This window comes from Rheinheimera texasensis, from assembly GCF_964031785.1.
Lineage (GTDB): Bacteria > Pseudomonadota > Gammaproteobacteria > Enterobacterales > Alteromonadaceae > Pararheinheimera > Pararheinheimera texasensis_A.
In genome coordinates this window covers 203,879-220,615 of record NZ_CAXIRE010000015.1, presented here as the reverse complement: position 1 = coordinate 220,615, position 16,737 = coordinate 203,879, and the positions used below count along the sequence as shown (strand labels likewise).

The 16,737-nt window shown below is 53.1% G+C and carries 17 protein-coding genes; 13 read left to right on the top strand and 4 right to left on the bottom strand.

Annotated elements, in window-relative coordinates:
- Window position 1: 1 nt before the first annotated feature.
- Both ABNT34_RS05595 and ABNT34_RS05590 read right to left on the bottom strand, forming a co-directional pair.
- On the bottom strand, window positions 2-1,870 hold the full coding sequence (locus ABNT34_RS05595) for a tetratricopeptide repeat protein (protein WP_348729573.1): 1,869 nt from the start codon (window positions 1,868-1,870) through the stop codon (window positions 2-4).
- Window positions 1,871-1,960: 90 nt separating this feature from the next.
- Window positions 1,961-2,338 carry a hypothetical protein gene (locus tag ABNT34_RS05590; RefSeq protein WP_348729571.1) on the bottom strand — a complete coding sequence of 126 codons (378 nt, stop codon included), beginning with the start codon at window positions 2,336-2,338 and terminating at the stop codon, window positions 1,961-1,963.
- Window positions 2,339-2,622: 284 nt separating this feature from the next.
- Here ABNT34_RS05590 and ABNT34_RS05585 point away from each other — a divergent pair, with 284 nt between their 5' ends.
- The 12 genes from ABNT34_RS05585 (at window position 2,623) to ABNT34_RS05530 (ending at window position 14,262) form a co-directional block, all read left to right on the top strand.
- Entirely contained in the window at window positions 2,623-2,994 is a 372-nt protein-coding gene (locus ABNT34_RS05585; protein WP_348729569.1) for a hypothetical protein, read from the top strand.
- A 1-nt stretch (window position 2,995) separates the two neighbouring features.
- The gene (locus tag ABNT34_RS05580; protein WP_348729567.1) at window positions 2,996-3,826 is read left to right on the top strand and encodes a DUF692 domain-containing protein; all 831 of its coding nucleotides are present in this window, start codon (window positions 2,996-2,998) and stop codon (window positions 3,824-3,826) included.
- Window positions 3,826-4,575, top strand: a complete 750-nt coding sequence (locus ABNT34_RS05575) for a putative DNA-binding domain-containing protein (protein ID WP_348729565.1) — start codon at window positions 3,826-3,828, stop codon at window positions 4,573-4,575. Before ABNT34_RS05580 ends, ABNT34_RS05575 begins: the two co-directional genes overlap by 1 nt.
- 315 nt (window positions 4,576-4,890) lie before the next feature.
- On the top strand, window positions 4,891-5,439 hold the full coding sequence (gene apt / locus ABNT34_RS05570) for an adenine phosphoribosyltransferase (RefSeq protein WP_348729563.1): 549 nt from the start codon (window positions 4,891-4,893) through the stop codon (window positions 5,437-5,439).
- A 53-nt stretch (window positions 5,440-5,492) separates the two neighbouring features.
- Window positions 5,493-7,847: a DNA polymerase III subunit gamma/tau gene (gene dnaX, locus ABNT34_RS05565; protein ID WP_348729561.1), complete on the top strand. Its 2,355-nt coding sequence runs from the start codon at window positions 5,493-5,495 to the stop codon at window positions 7,845-7,847.
- 98 nt (window positions 7,848-7,945) lie between these two features.
- Window positions 7,946-8,272, top strand: coding sequence for a YbaB/EbfC family nucleoid-associated protein (locus ABNT34_RS05560; RefSeq protein WP_208932304.1), 327 nt, complete (start codon window positions 7,946-7,948; stop codon window positions 8,270-8,272).
- Between the two features lie 23 nt (window positions 8,273-8,295).
- Entirely contained in the window at window positions 8,296-8,898 is a 603-nt protein-coding gene (gene recR, locus ABNT34_RS05555) for a recombination mediator RecR (RefSeq protein WP_348729558.1), read from the top strand.
- A gap of 179 nt (window positions 8,899-9,077) precedes the next feature.
- Window positions 9,078-11,000 (top strand): molecular chaperone HtpG, encoded by a 1,923-nt coding sequence (gene htpG, locus ABNT34_RS05550; protein WP_348729556.1) that lies wholly within the window; start codon window positions 9,078-9,080, stop codon window positions 10,998-11,000.
- 246 nt (window positions 11,001-11,246) lie between these two features.
- A complete protein-coding gene (gene adk / locus ABNT34_RS05545) occupies window positions 11,247-11,891 on the top strand; it encodes an adenylate kinase (RefSeq protein ID WP_348729554.1) in 645 nt (214 codons plus the stop codon).
- A 240-nt stretch (window positions 11,892-12,131) separates the two neighbouring features.
- Window positions 12,132-13,124 carry a ferrochelatase gene (hemH, locus tag ABNT34_RS05540; RefSeq protein ID WP_348729552.1) on the top strand — a complete coding sequence of 331 codons (993 nt, stop codon included), beginning with the start codon at window positions 12,132-12,134 and terminating at the stop codon, window positions 13,122-13,124.
- Complete coding sequence (locus tag ABNT34_RS05535) at window positions 13,124-13,501, top strand: MAPEG family protein (RefSeq protein ID WP_348729550.1); 378 nt, start codon at window positions 13,124-13,126, stop codon at window positions 13,499-13,501. The genes hemH and ABNT34_RS05535 overlap by 1 nt, the downstream gene beginning before the upstream one ends.
- The gene (locus tag ABNT34_RS05530) at window positions 13,495-14,262 is read left to right on the top strand and encodes an alpha/beta hydrolase (RefSeq protein ID WP_348729548.1); all 768 of its coding nucleotides are present in this window, start codon (window positions 13,495-13,497) and stop codon (window positions 14,260-14,262) included. Before ABNT34_RS05535 ends, ABNT34_RS05530 begins: the two co-directional genes overlap by 7 nt.
- Window positions 14,263-14,309: 47 nt before the next feature.
- On the opposite strand, the gene ABNT34_RS05525 is transcribed toward ABNT34_RS05530, so the two are convergent.
- The gene (locus tag ABNT34_RS05525; protein WP_348729546.1) at window positions 14,310-14,816 is read right to left on the bottom strand and encodes an Hsp20 family protein; all 507 of its coding nucleotides are present in this window, start codon (window positions 14,814-14,816) and stop codon (window positions 14,310-14,312) included.
- A gap of 145 nt (window positions 14,817-14,961) precedes the next feature.
- Complete coding sequence (gene tpx, locus ABNT34_RS05520) at window positions 14,962-15,564, bottom strand: thiol peroxidase (RefSeq protein WP_348729545.1); 603 nt, start codon at window positions 15,562-15,564, stop codon at window positions 14,962-14,964.
- A gap of 136 nt (window positions 15,565-15,700) precedes the next feature.
- Between tpx and ABNT34_RS05515 the strand changes: the two genes are divergently transcribed.
- On the top strand, window positions 15,701-16,735 hold the full coding sequence (locus tag ABNT34_RS05515) for a response regulator (protein ID WP_348729543.1): 1,035 nt from the start codon (window positions 15,701-15,703) through the stop codon (window positions 16,733-16,735).
- Window positions 16,736-16,737: the final 2 nt, after the last annotated feature.

Below are 16,737 nucleotides of genomic sequence, written 5' to 3'. Positions count from 1 at the left end.
ATCAGACCGGCATAATATCGCAGGGGGCTGTCATCCGGTAACTGTTGCCGGATCCGGACTGAAACGGACCCGCTGCGCTGTTAAACGGACTCGCTGCGCTGTGAAACGGATAGGTGCCGTGCCAGACAAAACTGGGAAATAACACCACTAGACCCGGCGTCGGGCAAATCGCCTGCGCCACTTCGTCCTGCTCGCCGAGTTGAAGCGATGTTTCGCCAAGCTTTAACCAACCTTGCCGGTGCGGGTCATCTGGTCGGATGCAGTCCGGTAATTCCAGATAAGTGCAGGCCGATAACCAGCCTTGCGGATGCACGTGGTTGGTATGAAACCCGTCATTACCAAGACGTACTGACCAGCTGCCGGAAAAACGGAATTTGCCGCTGTTGCGGCTCAGCAGTGGATGCTGGGCATCAGCGGGCAATCGCTGCAGATACTCATTAATCCGTTGTTCCAGTACGCTGCGAAATTGCTGGATCACCGGGTCTGGCTCCGCTAACAGCCGCCCCAAGGTTTGTGTGCCGCCGCGCACACTTTGGTCTAAAGGTTGTCGTGTACTGGTGTGCAGACGTTGGATAACCGGATTCAGCACTGCCAGAAATTCGGCCAGATTTTGATAACCGGCTGGTGTCGGCAGTGGCCTGGCATCGATCAATGCTGCGTAGTTATTCAGCCAGTGTGTTTTTGTATCACCCTGCAAGCGCCAGCAGGTGCCTAAATAGGCCCAAATTTCCTGGTCATGCGGACTGATTTCCTTGGCTTGTTGCAGCAGCTGTTCAGCCAGTATCAGCTGTTGTTGGCGGATAGCGTAATTGGCCGCGTCAATCAGCGCCCGCACCCGGAATGCTGGTGGCATTTGTTGTTGTAAGGCTTCTGCAGTCAGTGCCGCAGCACGTGGCAAATCACCTTGTTTTGCCAGCTGAACGCCAAGCGCGTGCAACAAATCAGCCTGCCGGCCATGCAAAGCAATGCCGTCCTGTAGCAGCAGAGTGGCAGCAGCATCGTCACCGGACTGGATCAATAAGGTGGCCAGCGCGTAGCGCAGATTTAATGCTGCCGGCTGTGCCGCCAGTATTTGTCTGGTTAGTTGCAGGAATTTCGGCAGATTTTGTTGTTGCCAATACAGCTGGTTCAGCGCTTCGTGTGCGCCGATATGCAAAGGTTGCAGGCTGATCGCCTGTAATAATGCCGCTTCGGCACCTGCGTCATTGCCTAAATCATGTTGCAGGCAACCAGCCATAAAATGAAATTCTGCCTGCGCAGGCGCCGTGGCCAGCAGCTGGCCGACGATGTCTGCCGCAGCTGCGGCCTGTTGTTCGTCCCGCAGCAGCTGAGCTTTTTGCCAGAGCAGCTGGGGCTGTGCCGGCCAGCGTGTCAGTGCCTGGTCTAGCAGCTGCAATGCGGCGTTGACTTGCTCAATTTGGGCCAGAGCATTTGCCAGTGGTGCATAACAACGTGGGTCATCCGGCTTGAGCTGCAGCGCTTTTTGCAGCCGCTCTTTGGCCAACAGTGGTTGTTGCTGACGCAGTGCCAGCAGTCCGGCATTCAGCCAGCTGTCGGCCAGATTCGGTGCTAATTGCAGCGCCTGCTGATAGGCCTGCTCTGCGGTATCATATTGTTCAAGCTGTTGTAATAAATTGCCGTAATTCGACCAGACTGCACTTTGAGACGGTGCAGCCTTGAGACTGCGCCTGAAGTATTGCAATGCCTGATCGGTCTGGCCTTGTTGCCGCGCGGACAGTGCCAGCAGATGCAGCGCATCCGGCTGATCCGGCCGTAGTTGTATGACTTGAAGTGCCAATTGCATGGCGCGGTCAGGTTGGCCCTGATTAAGCGCGGCGATTGCGGCCTGGAGAATTTGTTGAGCGTGCATTATCAAGACTGAGTTCAAAACAGAATGGCGTTAAATTAACAGAAAATCTGCCGCAGCGGCCAGCTCATCGCACCGGCCTTGAAAAGCAGGTCAGCAACAGGCCCGGTTTCTGCTTTCCTGCTGCAAGCGTTCGCAACGTGCGCAACGTTGTCGCGCCGGGTCTTGTTGCAGCAGTTCACGTTCAATACGAGCTTCGCAGTCTGAGCACAGGCCATAGAGCCCCATGTCCATTTGACTGAGGGCGGCCTGTACCAATTCCAGCCGGCGGGTTTTTTGTTCCAGTTCCGGCGTCAGCCAGTGCCGCAATAATTCGGGCCAGTGACTGAGTGCCTGATGCTCCAGTTGCAATAGCAGGTGGTCAAATTCGCCGGCATGGTCACGTTGCAGGTAGGCAAAAATGTCCTGACGCAGCTGCTGAAGTTCCTGCTGTAACTGACCACGTAATTCCGGAATAAGCGACTTAGGCATAACATCCTCAGCGGTGAAAGAAGAATAAGCCTGCAGTGTGGCAAAAGCCGTCCGAAGTTGTGCTGATACAGATCAAAGCTGGTCGTAGTAACTGAAAAATTTCTGCAGTAGCCGTTTGTCACGGCAAGCTCCCCGCTGAGCGCGCGGTAAGGCTTCCTTGCCGAGGAAAATTTTACTATGCTCGGCGGAAATAAATTCCACAGTGCCACGGTCTGGTGTGATATCGGTCGGTAACAAACCGGTAAAGCAAGCCAAATCATTCATACAACAGAAGGATATAACAGATGAATCAACAGCAAAAAGTCAAAGCGGCCTTAGGCGGTCTGATGTTATCGGCTCTGGCCGGTTTAAGTGGTACAGCACAGGCGTTTCAGGCCACTGAACTGAGTGCCGGTTATCAGCAGATGCCGGATGGCGCCGCACAACAGGCGGCAGATCCAAAAGCTGCTGCGGAAAAAGCCAAAGAAGGTAAATGCGGCGAAGGCAAGTGCGGTGAAGGCAAATGTGGTGGCGATAAAAAGGCCGCTGCCGCCAGTGCTGATAAAGCCAAAGAAGGTAAATGCGGTGAGGGCAAATGTGGTGGTGATAAAAAAGCGGCCACAGATAAAGCCAGCACCGATAAAGCAAAAGAAGGCAAATGCGGTGGCATGAACTAACATGCCGAAGCTTGAAGGGGTGGGGCTGGGGCTGCGGCGCGAGCTGCTCGCCCCTTTACAACATGGTGGGCACGACATCGATTTTATCGAAGTGGCGCCAGAAAACTGGATCCCCTTTGGTGGTGCACTGCAGCGCCAGTTTGCCGATGTTGCCACTCAATTTCCGCTGATCTGCCACGGTCTGTCGTTGTCGATCGCCGGGCCAGATCCCTTGGATCTGCAGTTTTTGGCGCAGCTGAAGCAATTTTTCCGGCAACATCAGGTGCAGCTCTATAGCGAACACCTGAGTTACTGCTCTGGCCAAGGCCATTTGTATGATCTGATGCCGGTGCCGTTTTGCCGCCAGGCCATTGATTATCTGGTGCCGCGCATCCGGCAGGTGCAGGACGTGCTGGAACAGGAGCTGGTGCTGGAGAACATCTCTTATTACGCCACGCCAGAGTCGACCATGACTGAGCTGGAGTTTTTGACCGAAGTGCTGGACAGAGCCAACTGTGGCCTTCTGCTGGACGTCAATAATATCTATGTCAATTCCATCAATCATGGTTACGACGCGTCAGCGTTTCTGCGGGCGCTGCCAACCAAGCGTATTCGTTATGGTCATGTCGCCGGCCACCTGAAACAAAGTGCGGATTTGTTAATTGATACCCACGGCAGTGCGGTGACTGACCCGGTCTGGGCATTGCTGGCTGAAGCCTATCGTTGCCATGGCGTGTTTCCGACACTGCTGGAGCGTGATTTTAACTTACCGCCGCTGACCGAATTACTGACTGAACTCGCGCAGATCCGTCAGCTCCAACAGGCAAACGCACTGGGACAGGGGACGGGCTGATGCAGGATTTTCAGCAACAACAACTGGCCTTTATTCGCCGGATTAAAGATCCGTCAGCACCATTGCCGAATGGCATCCGGCCGGAACGGATGGTCGTTTACGAAGAATTGTTTTTTAATAATCTGCAGAATTTTGTCAGCAGCGCTTTTCCGGTGTTGCATTCCTTGTTACCTGAAACCCAATGGCAGGCGTTGTGCCGGCAGTTTTTCCAGGAACAAGCGCTGCATAGCCCGTATTTTCTCGATATTTCCAAAGCTTTTTTGCAGTGGTTACCGCAAGTGGCGCCGCAGTTACCCGGTTTTGCGCTGGAACTGGCCGAATACGAATGGTTGGAACTGGCATTGGCGACAGATCTCGCAGTTGCTTCACCAGCTTGGTCATTTGACCCAAGCAGGGTTTTAGTCGTCTCCCCGTTGGCGCGACTCTGTTGTTATCAATATCCGGTGCAGCAAATTTCTGTCCAGTTTCAGCCCATGGAGCCTGCTGCGCAGCCGGTGTTTTTACTGTTGTACCGCGATGCGCAGGACAGGGTCAGGTTTCTGCAGCTTGATGCCTGGAGCGCAGCTTTGCTGCAGTTGATCAGCACAGAGCCGGGCCAACTGCTTTGCACTCACATAGATTGGCTGCAACCTTATGTCCCCCAGTGGGAGCGTCACCAGTTATTGGCCCAGGCAACCGCTTTGCTGGCCGATTTTGCCGCGCGTGGTATTGTTGTTTCTGATACGGGATCGGAGCCATCCGCCAGCTAAAATCGCTGGCTTATTGCCTGCACTGGTTGCGATAAAAATGCTGCGACAGACAATGACAAGCACTGGCTATTACCTAGGTTTTTCATTAAAATCGAACCCCCTTATTTTGCACTGGAAAGACGTCGATGGCAGACGAGAATTTTAAAGACCCATTTAGCGTGTGGCATTTAATTGGCTTCATCGCTGTGTTTGTGTTGCTGTTGTGCCAGCCGCCTCTGGCGACCTGGATCCGCCTGTTAGGTTAATCCGGGCTGACCAGACCGAAAAACCGCCTGTAGGCGGTTTTTTTATCGAATTTAATATAGAGATTTTTCCATGACCCATACCGAATTAAGCCGCTTGCTTGAACAAGTCATCAAGTCAGTGCAGGACTATCCGAAGCCAGGCATTTTATTTCGCGACGTAACCAGCCTGATGCAGGATGGCGCTGCTTTTGCGGCCGTGATCGACCACCTGAAACAACATTACAGTGGCCATGGCATCACGAAGATAGTCGGCACTGAATCGCGCGGTTTTATTTTTGGCGCGCCACTGGCTTATGCCATGGGCGTGGCTTTTGTACCGGTTCGCAAACCAGGCAAACTGCCGCGTGAAACGATTGCGGAAAGCTATCAGCTGGAATATGGTCAGGACACGCTGGAAATTCATCTGGATGCAATATCGCTAGAAGATAAAGTCCTGTTAGTTGACGATTTATTGGCAACTGGTGGTACTATTGATGCCACAACCAAACTGGTGCGTCGTTTAGGCGGTCAGGTCGCTGACGCGACTTTTGTAGTGAATCTGCCGGACTTAGGTGGCCAACAGCGGCTGGAAGCACTGGGTCTGACCATCCACAGCCTGGTTGATTTTCCGGGCCATTAAACCCGGCCAGGCTGCAGGCGAAACGCTGGCGCAATTTCCGACAAGGTGAACAGATGAGTTATCAGGTGCTGGCGCGTAAATGGCGGCCACAGAATTTTGGTCAGCTGGTGGGGCAGGAGCATGTCAAAACTGCACTGACCCATGCCCTGACCCAAAACCGTCTGCACCACGCTTATTTATTTACCGGCACCCGCGGCGTGGGTAAAACCACCATAGCCCGCATCTTTGCTAAAAGCCTGAACTGCGAACAAGGCGTCACTGCGACGCCTTGTGGCATTTGCAGTGCCTGTACCGAAATCGACAAAGGCTTTTTCGTTGATTTAATGGAAATTGACGCGGCAAGCCGCACCAAAGTCGAAGATACCCGCGACCTGCTGGACAACGTGCAATACGCACCGACCCGTGGTCGTTATAAGGTTTATCTCATCGACGAAGTGCACATGCTGTCCAAACACAGCTTTAATGCGCTGCTAAAAACGCTGGAAGAACCGCCGCCACATGTGAAGTTTTTGCTGGCGACGACAGATCCGCAAAAGTTACCGATCACTGTGTTGTCGCGTTGTCTGCAGTTCAGTTTAAAAGCCTTATCACAAAGCCAGATTAAGCAGCATTTAAGCTTTATTCTGGGCCAGGAAGGCATCGCCGCCGAAGAAGAAGCTTTGGCCTTGCTGGCGCGTGCGGCTAAAGGCAGTTTGCGTGATTCGCTCAGTCTGACCGACCAGGCGATTGCTCAGACCAATGGCGACATCCGCCTCGGTGCGGTGCGCGAGATGCTCGGGTTCCTCGAGCAAAGCTGGGCCGAAATTTTGCTACAGGATGTGCTGAACCGCGATTTAGCTGCGATGCAGGCGCATTTACAACAATTAGTCAGCAGTCACAGCCATTTTCAGGCGGTGCTGGATGACATGTTGTCCTTGCTGCATCTGGCTGCGTTATCACAGTATCAGCTCAGCGCCTCTGAACTCGCTTTGACGGAGTCGGCTTTTGTCCGCGCAGTTGCCAAAACGCATGCGCCGGAATCTATCCAGCTGTATTACCAGTTATTGTTATCCGGCAAACGTGATTTGCCCTACGCGCCAGAGCCACGCATTGGCCTGGAAATGGCGTTATTACGCGCCATTGCTTTTGTGCCTGCCAAAGCCGGTGCTGTGCCGGAGGTCAGTGCAGGGCGCGCGGCAGCGCTGTCTGCTGCACTCGCTGTTTCGTCGCCCGCGGCTCAGGTGATCCCAGCATCAGAGCAGGTATCGGCTGCGCCTCAGTCTGAACCTGTACCGCAGCTCCACGTCGCTCAGTTACAGCCTGAACCGGCACCGCAGCTGCAAGTTGCACAACTTCAGCCTGAACCGGCGGTCGCAGCAACAGCTGCCGTGGTGCCAGTAGCCGCGCGAGCAGCGGAGCCGGTCGCAGCGGCAGAACCAGACAGCGGCATCGATTCGGTCACCGCCAGTATTCTGGCCCGCCGCGGTTTGCAACGCACGGTTTCGAACGAGCCAAAAAAGTCTGAGCGCCAGCAGGCGCCTGTCACATTACCACCCAGAACACCAGCGGTGCCGGTAGCCCCAGAACCTGCAGTGGTTGTGGCTGTGCCGCAGGTGATAGTCGCAGCCCCGGTTCCTGCCGTTGTCAGTGCTGCGGAAATCCCGCCGTGGGAGGATTTGCCGGCCGCGACACCAACACCGGCTGAATCCGGGCCTGTGGCTGAGCTGATGGACGAAGAGGAGCCGCAACCGTCAGCGAGGGTTGATGCAACTTCGACAGAAGATGACACAGATCCAAGCGATGGCACGGACAGTTCTGACAACATTGCACCAGCCGAAAGCACTGAACTGTGGCAGTGGCAGCAGGAATATAACCCGGTGGTGCAGCCCATTCGCCATGCTCTGCTGGAAAGTCTGGCCGTACCGGACGAGCCGGACAACATCGATTTTGCCAGTGAAGCCATCGCCGAAGTAGAAACTGTCGTGACGCACGATGCGGATCTTCGTTTTGATGGCGAGATCCATGCCGGTAATTTTGCCGTCCGCAGCAGCAGCCAGGTGGACGTCTGGGCCCAGCGTATCGACAGCTTGCGCATCGGCGGCCTGATGCGGTTATTTTTACTGCACAGCAGCATGCAGCTGACGGACGATCAATTAGTGCTGCAGGTCAGCGCGACACAAAAACATCTGGATTCAGAGCGCAACAGAGCCCAACTGCAGGCGGTGCTGTCAGAATCTTTTGGCCAGCCGCTCATTGTACAGGTTGAGTTTGTTGACGAAGTGCCGGCCAGCCCGCAGGCGCTACAGCAACGCATCGATGCAGCACGGCGGCGTTATGTGCACCAGCTGTTACAGCAGGATCCGGCGCTGTGTAGCCTGATGCAGGACTTTGGCGGTGAATGGCTGCCCGACAGCCTGGAAGTATTTTAATTCGACAGTCTGTGTCTTGCGCACAGGCGAAATCTTGTAATTTTGCGGCTTTGTGATTATCTTGGCCGCCATTATCAATACAGCTGAGAGTACAGATTATGTTTAAAGGTGGCATGGGTAACATCATGAAACAGGCGCAGGCGATGCAGGAAAAAATGCAGCGCGCGCAGGAAGAAATCGCCCGGCTGGAAGTGACCGGTGAAGCCGGCGCCGGCATGGTGAAAGTGACGATGGCTGGCAATCACAATGTGCGCCGTATCAGCATCGACGACAGTCTGATGGCTGACGACAAAGAAATGCTGGAAGACTTAATCGCCGCCGCGATTAACGATGCGGTACGCCGCGTTGAAGAAACGAGCAAAGAGCGGATGGCCTCTGTCACCGGCGGTATGCAGTTACCACCGGGCTTTAAAATGCCGTTCTAAATTGACGCAGACTGAGGTTATTGATGGGTAAACATACGCCGCTGGTGCAAAAGCTGATTGATGCGTTACGGGTTCTGCCGTCGGTCGGGCCCAAATCAGCGCAGCGGATGGCCTATCAATTGCTGGAACGTAACCGGGAAGCAGGCCTGCAGCTTGCCGATGCGCTGCAGGCGGCCATGAGTAAAGTGGGCCATTGCCAGCGCTGCCGTACTTTTTGTGAGGGCCAGATCTGCCAGATCTGCGCCCATCCCATTCGCGGTCAGAGTTCTGTGCTCTGTATCGTCGCTAGCGCCGCCGACCTTTTTGCCATTGAACAAACTGGTCTATTTGCCGGCCGCTATTTTGTTTTACGCGGGCAACTGTCACCGCTTGATGGTGTGGGGCCGGCGGAGCTTGGCCTCGATGCTTTGTCACAACAACTGGTGCAGGGCAAAATCGAAGAAGTGATTCTGGCGACTAATCCGACAGTCGAAGGCGAAGCCACTGCGTTTTACATTGCCGAGCTGTGCCGCAAACACCACATCCAGGTGTCCCGTCTGGCGCAGGGGATGCCGGTTGGTGGTGAGCTGGAGTATCTCGATGGCAGTACTTTGTCTTATGCACTGAGCGGCCGCAAACCGTTTTAAATCTCCGCCTTCCTGCTGCAGTCGTCCTCGTAGCAGCCAAAAGTTCATCAGCATCTCCTGCACCCTTGAAAAAAAATCGGCCGGCCTCATATCTGAAGCCGAATGAACAGGTTGTCTGGTGTTCAGCAGTTGCAGCTGAAACCGGCAGGCCGAAGAATTGAGTGTGAAAGGAGCGGTAGATGACTGAAACAACACAAAAACAAACCCATGGCTTTCAGGCCGAAGTCAAACAGTTGCTGCAACTGATGATCCATTCTTTGTACTCCAACAAAGAAATTTTCCTGCGTGAACTGATCTCTAACGCGTCTGATGCCGCTGACAAATTACGCTTCCTGGCGTTATCGGACAGCAGCCTGTATAGCAATGACGGTGATTTACGTGTCCGCGTCAGTCTGGACGAAGCAGCCAAAACCATCACTATCAGTGACAACGGTATAGGTATGACGCGGGATGAAGTGATCAGTCACTTAGGCACTATCGCCAAATCCGGCACTAAAGAATTCTTCTCGCAGTTAAGCGGCGACCAGAGCAAAGATTCCAAGTTAATCGGTCAGTTTGGTGTTGGTTTTTATTCGGCCTTTATCGTTGCCGACAAAGTGACAGTGCGCACCTTAAAAGCTGGTGCGGCGCCGGACAGCGCGGTGGAATGGGAATCGGCCGGTGAAGGCGATTACACGCTCGCGCCAGCGGACAAAACCAGCCGCGGTACCGACATTATCCTGCACCTGCGCGAAGGCGAGTCAGAGTTTTTAAGCAAGTGGAAAGTCGAAAGCATTATCACCAAATACTCTGATCACATCTCCATCCCGGTTGAAATGTGGGAAGAAGGCACACCAGCGCGGGAAGAAGACGGCGAGACCATCGCGGCGACTGACGGCAGCTGGAAAGCCGTCAACAAAGCCACTGCACTTTGGATGCGGGATAAATCTGAAATCAGTGACGACGAATACAACGAATTCTACAAGCACATTTCCCACGACTGGACAGAGCCACTGAGCTGGAGCCACAACAAAGTTGAAGGCAATACCAACTACACCAGCCTGTTATATGTGCCGAAAAAAGCGCCGTTTGACCTGTGGAACCGTGACGCCCGTCATGGCCTGAAACTGTATGTACAGCGTGTCTTTATCATGGATGACGCCGAGCAGTTTATGCCAAGCTACCTGCGTTTTATCAAAGGCGTACTGGACTCCAGCGATCTGCCGCTGAACGTATCGCGTGAAATTCTGCAGGATACGAAAGTGACGCAGAGCCTGCGCAAGGGCTGCACTTCGCGCGTGCTGAAAATGCTGGAAAAAATGGCCAAAGCCGAAGACCAAAGCGAATATCAGACCTTCTGGACTGAATTTGGTCAGGTGTTAAAAGAAGGCCCGGCTGAAGATCACGCCAATAAAGAAAGCATCGCCAAGCTGCTGCGATTTGCGTCTACGCACGAAGACAGCGCAACACAAAGCGTTGGCTTAGAAGCCTATATCAGCCGGATGAAAGAAGGTCAGGACGAGATTTATTTCCTGGTTGCTGACAGCTATGAAGCGGCGAAACACAGCCCGCATCTGGAAGTATTCCGCAAAAAAGGCCTGGAAGTACTGCTGTTATCCGATCGCATCGATGAATGGCTGATGCAGCACCTGACCGAATTTGATGGCAAAAAACTGCGTTCAGTGGCCAAAGGTGGGCTGGACTTGTCTAAACTGGACGACGAAGACACCAAAAAAGCGCAGGAAGAGTCAGAAAAACAATTTGCCGCTGTGGCAGAGCGTTTCAAAACGGCGCTGGGCGACCAGGTCAAAGACGTCAAAGTCAGCCATCGCCTGACCGACAGCCCGGCTTGTGTCGTCACCGACGAGTTCGACATGAGCACGCAGATGATCAAACTGATGGAATCTGTTGGTCAGAAAGTACCGGAAGTGAAGCCGATTTTTGAACTGAACCCGGATCATCAGCTGGTACGCCATGTTGCCGACGTGCAGGATGAAGCGCAGTTTAAACAATGGGCCGAAGTGCTGTTTGAACAGGCACTGCTGGCCGAGCGTGGCAGCCTGAAAAACCCGGCGACTTTTGTCACCCGGTTAAACAGCCTGCTGATGTCGCTGGCGAAATAATCAGCAGCGCAGATCAAATAAAACCCGGCTTTTGCCGGGTTTTGTCTATCTGCAGTGCAACTATCGTCGAATAGTGTTTGGCCGGCATTTTTGTGCATACTGCGGTTAGACCGGAGTTAGTACTAAAGTCGGCTTGCAGCTGGCTGCTCTGAGCAGCCGACAAATTCCTTGTCTGCTGACTGACATTATGTAAAGATCCAGCGCTTATAACATTTGGAACCGTTTCTGAAAAACCGAGGTTTTGGTATGCGAATTATTCTGTTGGGTGCACCTGGTGCCGGTAAAGGAACACAGGCACAGTTTTTGATGAACAAGTACGGTATTCCGCAAATCTCCACCGGAGATATGCTCCGTGCCGCCATCAAAGAGGGCACTGCAATGGGCCTCGCTGCTAAGCAGGTGATGGACGCAGGTCAGCTGGTGTCTGATGAAATCATCATCGGCCTGGTAAAAGAGCGCATCGCCAAACCGGATTGTGCCAAAGGCTTTTTGTTAGATGGTTTCCCGCGCACTATTCCGCAAGCGGACGCGATGAAAGACAATGGTGTACTGGTTGACCACGTGATTGAATTTGATGTGCCGGACGATGTGATTGTTGAACGCATGAGCGGCCGTCGTGTGCATCCGGCGTCAGGCCGAGTTTATCACGTCAGCTACAATCCACCTAAAGTGGCTGGTAAAGACGATGTCAGCGGTGAAGATCTGGTGATCCGCGATGACGATAAAGAAGAGACCGTTCGCAAACGTTTAGGTGTTTATCACGAACAGACTGAACCACTGGTCGGTTATTACCGTAACCAAGCCGAGCAAGGCCTGACGCAGTATCATCATCTGGATGGCACTCAGGCGGTGGACGCGGTCAGCAAAATCCTTAGCGAGCTGTTGGGTTAAACCCAGTACCGCAGGATTACGGAATAGAGACAAAGCCCACGACAGTGGGCTTTGTTGTTTTTGCCGACAAGACGCGGTTGCATGCGTGGCCGGGTTGGTTGTCAAACGACCGCCTTGTGCATACTCCGCTTGGTCTGCTGCGCTTTTTGCGCTGCACCTGAGCGGTTTTTTCTGCTTTCTCATTGAGACGGAAATGGTAGACTTTCAGCCAATTTCGCATAATTTCCAAGAGTTTATGCCATGTTAGAACGAGCAGTCTCTGAATACGCCGTGGTACTGGTTAATCTGGGTACGCCGGATGAGCCAACAGTGCCGGCGGTACAGCGTTATCTGAAACAATTTTTATCCGATCAACGGGTGGTCGATTATCCGGCGATTTTATGGCAGTGCATTCTGCGCGGTATCATTCTGCCGTTTCGTGGTCGCCGGGTGGCGAAGTTGTATCAATCGATTTGGTGGGAGCAAGGTTCACCGCTGCGGGTCATCACTGAACGGCAGACCGAAGCGCTGGCCAAAAGGTTGGAATTAAGCGATACGCCGGTTCAAGTGCGTTACGCCATGACTTATGGCTCACCATCTATTGCGTCGGTGCTGGATGATTTAACTGCCCGGGGCGTCAGCCGTTTTGTGGTTATCCCGCTGTATCCGCAGTATTCGGCGACGACCACAGCGGCGATTTCCGACCAAATCGCGTTGTATCAGCAACAACGCCGCGATATTGCCGAAATCCGCCTGGTCAAACACTATCACCACACGGCGATTTATCGCAAAGCACTGGCGGGTTCTGTACAAATGTTCTGGCAACAACATGGTCAGGCTGACAAGTTGCTGTTGTCTTTCCACGGTATTCCGGAGCGTTTTGTCCGTTTGGGCGACCCTTATGAGCAGCATTGCCGGGAAACCGCTGCAAACCTGGCGGCGGACTTGGGCTTAACGCCGGAGCAGGTGCTGGTCAGTTTCCAGTCGCGGGTCGGCAAAGAAAAATGGCTGCAGCCTTACACCGACGAGTTACTTGAGAAATTACCAGCGCAGGGCGAGAAGAAGCTGCAGGTGTTGTGCCCGGCCTTTGCGGCGGATTGCCTGGAAACTCTGGAAGAAATTGCCGTCGAAAATAAAGAAGTGTTTTTGCATGCCGGCGGCACTGATTATCAATATATTCCGGCGCTGAATGCGGCGCCATGTCATATCCGGGTGTTTCAACAACTGGTGCAACAACAATTATCGGGGTGGTAATGATCACGGCAATTTATGCGGCCGCGTTGGCGGTGATGTATGTCGGTCTGGCGTTAGCGGTGGTACGTCAGCGCTTTAAACTACGGGTTGGCTTAGGCGACGGTCAGCAGCCGGAACTGATTAAAGCCATTCGGATCCATGGCAATTTCGCCGAGTATGTCCCGCTTTTGCTAGTGGTGATGTTGATTGCCGAACAGCAGCAGGCTGCCGCCTGGCAAATCCACCTGCTGGGTGTGTTAACTGTGGGCGGCCGTCTGTTGCATCTGACCGGATTGAGCCGTTCCAGCGGCACCTCAATCCCAAGATTCCTCGGCATGATTGCGACTTTCACTGCTTTGCTGTGTGGGGCAGCGTTTTTGCTGAGTCAGGCATGGTAAAACAGCTTGGCAGCGGCAGGCCGGTGTTATTGCTGCACAGCTCGATGTCCAGCCACCGCCAATGGCTGACGCTTGCCAGTGAGCTGGCCGAGCGGCAGCAATGTTTTTTACCGGATTTAACCGGTTATGGTGGGCTGGAACTGCCAAAGCAGCAGCCCTGGTCGCTTGAAGCTGAAGCACAGGCTTTGCTGCAAAAGTTACCGGTGCAGTTACGCCACGAGCCGCTCGATGTGATAGGGCACTCTTATGGCGGCGCGCTGGCTTTGCATCTGGCGCGTTGCCAACAGCTAAAAATCAACAAGCTAGTGTTGTTTGAGCCGGTCGCCTTTCATTTATTGCCACAACTTGCCGATGCCGGCGCGTTATGGCAGGAAGTCCAGACTTTGGCTGACGCCTTGCCTGGCTTGCCAGATGAGGCGGCCGCGCAGCGTTTTATCGACTATTGGCAGCAGGATGGTTTTTTCGCGGCTTTACCACAGCGGATGCAGCAACAACTGGCAAGTCAGGTCGCAAAAGTCACGCTGGATTTTCAGGCGCTCAGTCAGGAACCGGCCAGCTTTGTTGATTATGCCACCACAATACCAGACAAGGTGTTGTTATTGACCGGACTGAGAAGCCGGGCGCCGGCGCAGCGTATTGCGCGGGCTTTAGCCGAAGCTTTGCCGCAGGTCGAATTGGTCACGCTGGATTGCGGTCATATGGGGCCTGTGACGGAGCCTGGGCTCGTCAATCCGCTTATATTGCAGTTTTTGCAGGGATAAAAAACAGATAAAGCCGCATGATGCGGCTTTATCTTTTATGAAACTGTTTAATTGGTGCCGGTAGGCAGTGTCACGGCATCCTGCACCAGTTCTGAGTTTGCAGCTGATTGCTGGGTCAACACAGCAGATGGCTGTCCGGTCTGGATGGCAATCTTGCGTGGTTTTAACGCATCCGGGATTTCGCGCAGCAGTTCAATATGCAATAAACCATGATGCACTGTGGCGCCCGTCACGCGGACATAATCTGATAACTGAAACTTACGTTCAAAATTGCGCTCGGCAATGCCCTGATGCAGGAAACGACGGTCTTCGGTTTTGTCGCTCTTTTGGCCACGCACAAACAGGGTATTGCGTTCAGTGTCGATGCTCAGCTCGTGCGGTTCAAAACCGGCCACGGCCATGGTAATGCGGTACTGATCTTCCCCGGTCACTTCAATATTGTACGGTGGATAGGCCGGTTGTTTTTCGTTGCGGGCGGCGGCATCCATCAGATTGGCCAGGTGATCAAAACCGATAAATGAACGGTAAAAAGGGCTGAAATCAAAAGCGTGCATAGTCAAACCTCACTAATTTCTTTGTTAAGCAAATCAGACAGTTAATGGCCAACCCAACTGGCGGAGGCCGGGATAAAACAACCCGCATTGCGGCGTTGTCCTATCCCTTTAATAAGGTTTGTCAGTCTTTTTTCAAGCGGCCGGATTAAGATTTTTTACCGGCAAATTGTTTCAGCGTGGTCAAAGCCGCGGTGTAATCCGGTTCTTCAGATAATTTAGGCACCAGTTGCTGATAGACCAGTTTACCGTTGCGATCGACAATCAGCACGGCGCGGGTCAATAAACCCATGTCTTTGATCCGCAGGCCATAGCTGGAACCGAAATCGCCCCACACCGCATCGGACAACACCAACAGTTTGTCGACTTGTTCCTTCTGACAGAAACGTTTCTGTGCAAAAGGTAAATCGTTGGAAATGGTCAGGATCACCACGTCAGCTGGTAAGGTGGTGACTTCCTGATTAAATTTCTTGGTCTGGATAGAACAGACACCGGTATCCAGGCTAGGAACTGTGCTGATCAGTACGGTTTTGCCGGCAAAGTCGCTGAGTTTGACCGGTTTAAAGCCGGCGTCGGCCACTTTAAAATCCGGTGCCAGCGTTTGCAGTGCAACAGGCGTGCCCTGTAATTCCAGTGGCCGCTCGCCGGCTTTGACTTCAGACAGCCGGACCGGCAGGCTGGCGGTTAAATCAGCCGCCTGCAGCAGCGGAGTTGCTGACAATAACAGCATGGATGCAATAGCTTTCAACATGGGGTGTTCCTTTTAAAAAAGTATGGAATACAGCGACTAACAGCGAAAAATTCATCCGGCAAAAGCCGGGACAGGTTCGCATATTACGGTCGCAGACGCTACACTGGTTCATATCCCTCAGCCTTGTGAGTCTTGCATGGTAGCAGCTGTCCTAATCTGTGATGATTCAAATTTAGCCCGAAAGCAAATGGCCCGCAGCTTGCCGGCCGACTGGCAGGACAAAGTCAGTTTTGCCGGGCATGGCCAGGAAGCAATGGAAGTGCTGAAACGCCAGCCCGTTGATTTATTATTCCTCGACTTAAATATGCCAATCCTTGACGGTTATGGCGTGTTACAAGCCATTCAGGCGCAACAAATTCCGGTGAAAGTGGTGGTCGTCTCCGGCGACATTCAGCCGGAAGCGCGTGAACGGGTACTGTCATACGGCGCCCTCGATTTTATTAAAAAGCCAGTGTCAGCGGAAAAACTGCAGGAAGTTTTGCAGCAATTCACCTCAGTTCATACCGTGCAGGACAGCCAAAAAGTACTGGATCGCGCTTTTGCCGCCAACCATCACAGCAGTGCCAATTTCGCGCTGGATCCGGTGTTACGTGATGTGTTTCAGGAACTGACCAACGTAGCGATGGGGCAGGCAGGCGACTTGCTGGCGCGGCTGCTGAAAGTCTTCGTGAAACTGCCAATTCCCAATGTCAACGTCATTGAAGTCAGTGAGTTGCATATGGCAATTGCGTCTGTCGAGCAAAAGCAGACCACATCCGCTGTGTGTCAGGGTTTTATCGGCGGCGGCGTGTCCGGTGAAGCGCTGTTGATTTTGAATGACTCCAGCTTCGCTGACATTGCTAAATTGCTGAAATACGAAGGGAAGTTAACTTCTAAAACAGAACTCGAGTTACTGATGGATATCGGCAACATCCTGATCGGTGCTGTACTCAAAGGTCTGGCTGAACAAATTGATATGTCGTTCAGTCAAGGGCACCCGGTGGTGCTGGGCCAACATGCGCCGGTCAGTGAAATGATTAAAGCCAATGCCCGGCGCTGGAAACGCACCCTTGCGATTGAAATCAGCTACGGCATCGAAAACTACAACATCAATTGTGATTTGCTGCTGCTGTTTACCGAAGACAGTATTAAAACATTGAATTACAAAGTCGAATTCCTGTTAGAAGAGTAACT

Bases quoted from the DNA above. Each gene is read 5' to 3' on its own strand.
- ABNT34_RS05595 (WP_348729573.1), bottom strand. From the start codon at position 1,870: ATGCACGCTCAACAAATTCTCCAGGCCGCAATCGCCGCGCTTAATCAG.
- ABNT34_RS05590 (WP_348729571.1), bottom strand. From the start codon at position 2,338: ATGCCTAAGTCGCTTATTCCGGAATTACGTGGTCAGTTACAGCAGGAA.
- ABNT34_RS05585 (WP_348729569.1), top strand. From the start codon at position 2,623: ATGAATCAACAGCAAAAAGTCAAAGCGGCCTTAGGCGGTCTGATGTTA.
- ABNT34_RS05580 (WP_348729567.1), top strand. From the start codon at position 2,996: ATGCCGAAGCTTGAAGGGGTGGGGCTGGGGCTGCGGCGCGAGCTGCTC.
- ABNT34_RS05575 (WP_348729565.1), top strand. From the start codon at position 3,826: ATGCAGGATTTTCAGCAACAACAACTGGCCTTTATTCGCCGGATTAAA.
- apt (WP_348729563.1), top strand. From the start codon at position 4,891: ATGACCCATACCGAATTAAGCCGCTTGCTTGAACAAGTCATCAAGTCA.
- dnaX (WP_348729561.1), top strand. From the start codon at position 5,493: ATGAGTTATCAGGTGCTGGCGCGTAAATGGCGGCCACAGAATTTTGGT.
- ABNT34_RS05560 (WP_208932304.1), top strand. From the start codon at position 7,946: ATGTTTAAAGGTGGCATGGGTAACATCATGAAACAGGCGCAGGCGATG.
- recR (WP_348729558.1), top strand. From the start codon at position 8,296: ATGGGTAAACATACGCCGCTGGTGCAAAAGCTGATTGATGCGTTACGG.
- htpG (WP_348729556.1), top strand. From the start codon at position 9,078: ATGACTGAAACAACACAAAAACAAACCCATGGCTTTCAGGCCGAAGTC.
- adk (WP_348729554.1), top strand. From the start codon at position 11,247: ATGCGAATTATTCTGTTGGGTGCACCTGGTGCCGGTAAAGGAACACAG.
- hemH (WP_348729552.1), top strand. From the start codon at position 12,132: ATGTTAGAACGAGCAGTCTCTGAATACGCCGTGGTACTGGTTAATCTG.
- ABNT34_RS05535 (WP_348729550.1), top strand. From the start codon at position 13,124: ATGATCACGGCAATTTATGCGGCCGCGTTGGCGGTGATGTATGTCGGT.
- ABNT34_RS05530 (WP_348729548.1), top strand. From the start codon at position 13,495: ATGGTAAAACAGCTTGGCAGCGGCAGGCCGGTGTTATTGCTGCACAGC.
- ABNT34_RS05525 (WP_348729546.1), bottom strand. From the start codon at position 14,816: ATGCACGCTTTTGATTTCAGCCCTTTTTACCGTTCATTTATCGGTTTT.
- tpx (WP_348729545.1), bottom strand. From the start codon at position 15,564: ATGTTGAAAGCTATTGCATCCATGCTGTTATTGTCAGCAACTCCGCTG.
- ABNT34_RS05515 (WP_348729543.1), top strand. From the start codon at position 15,701: ATGGTAGCAGCTGTCCTAATCTGTGATGATTCAAATTTAGCCCGAAAG.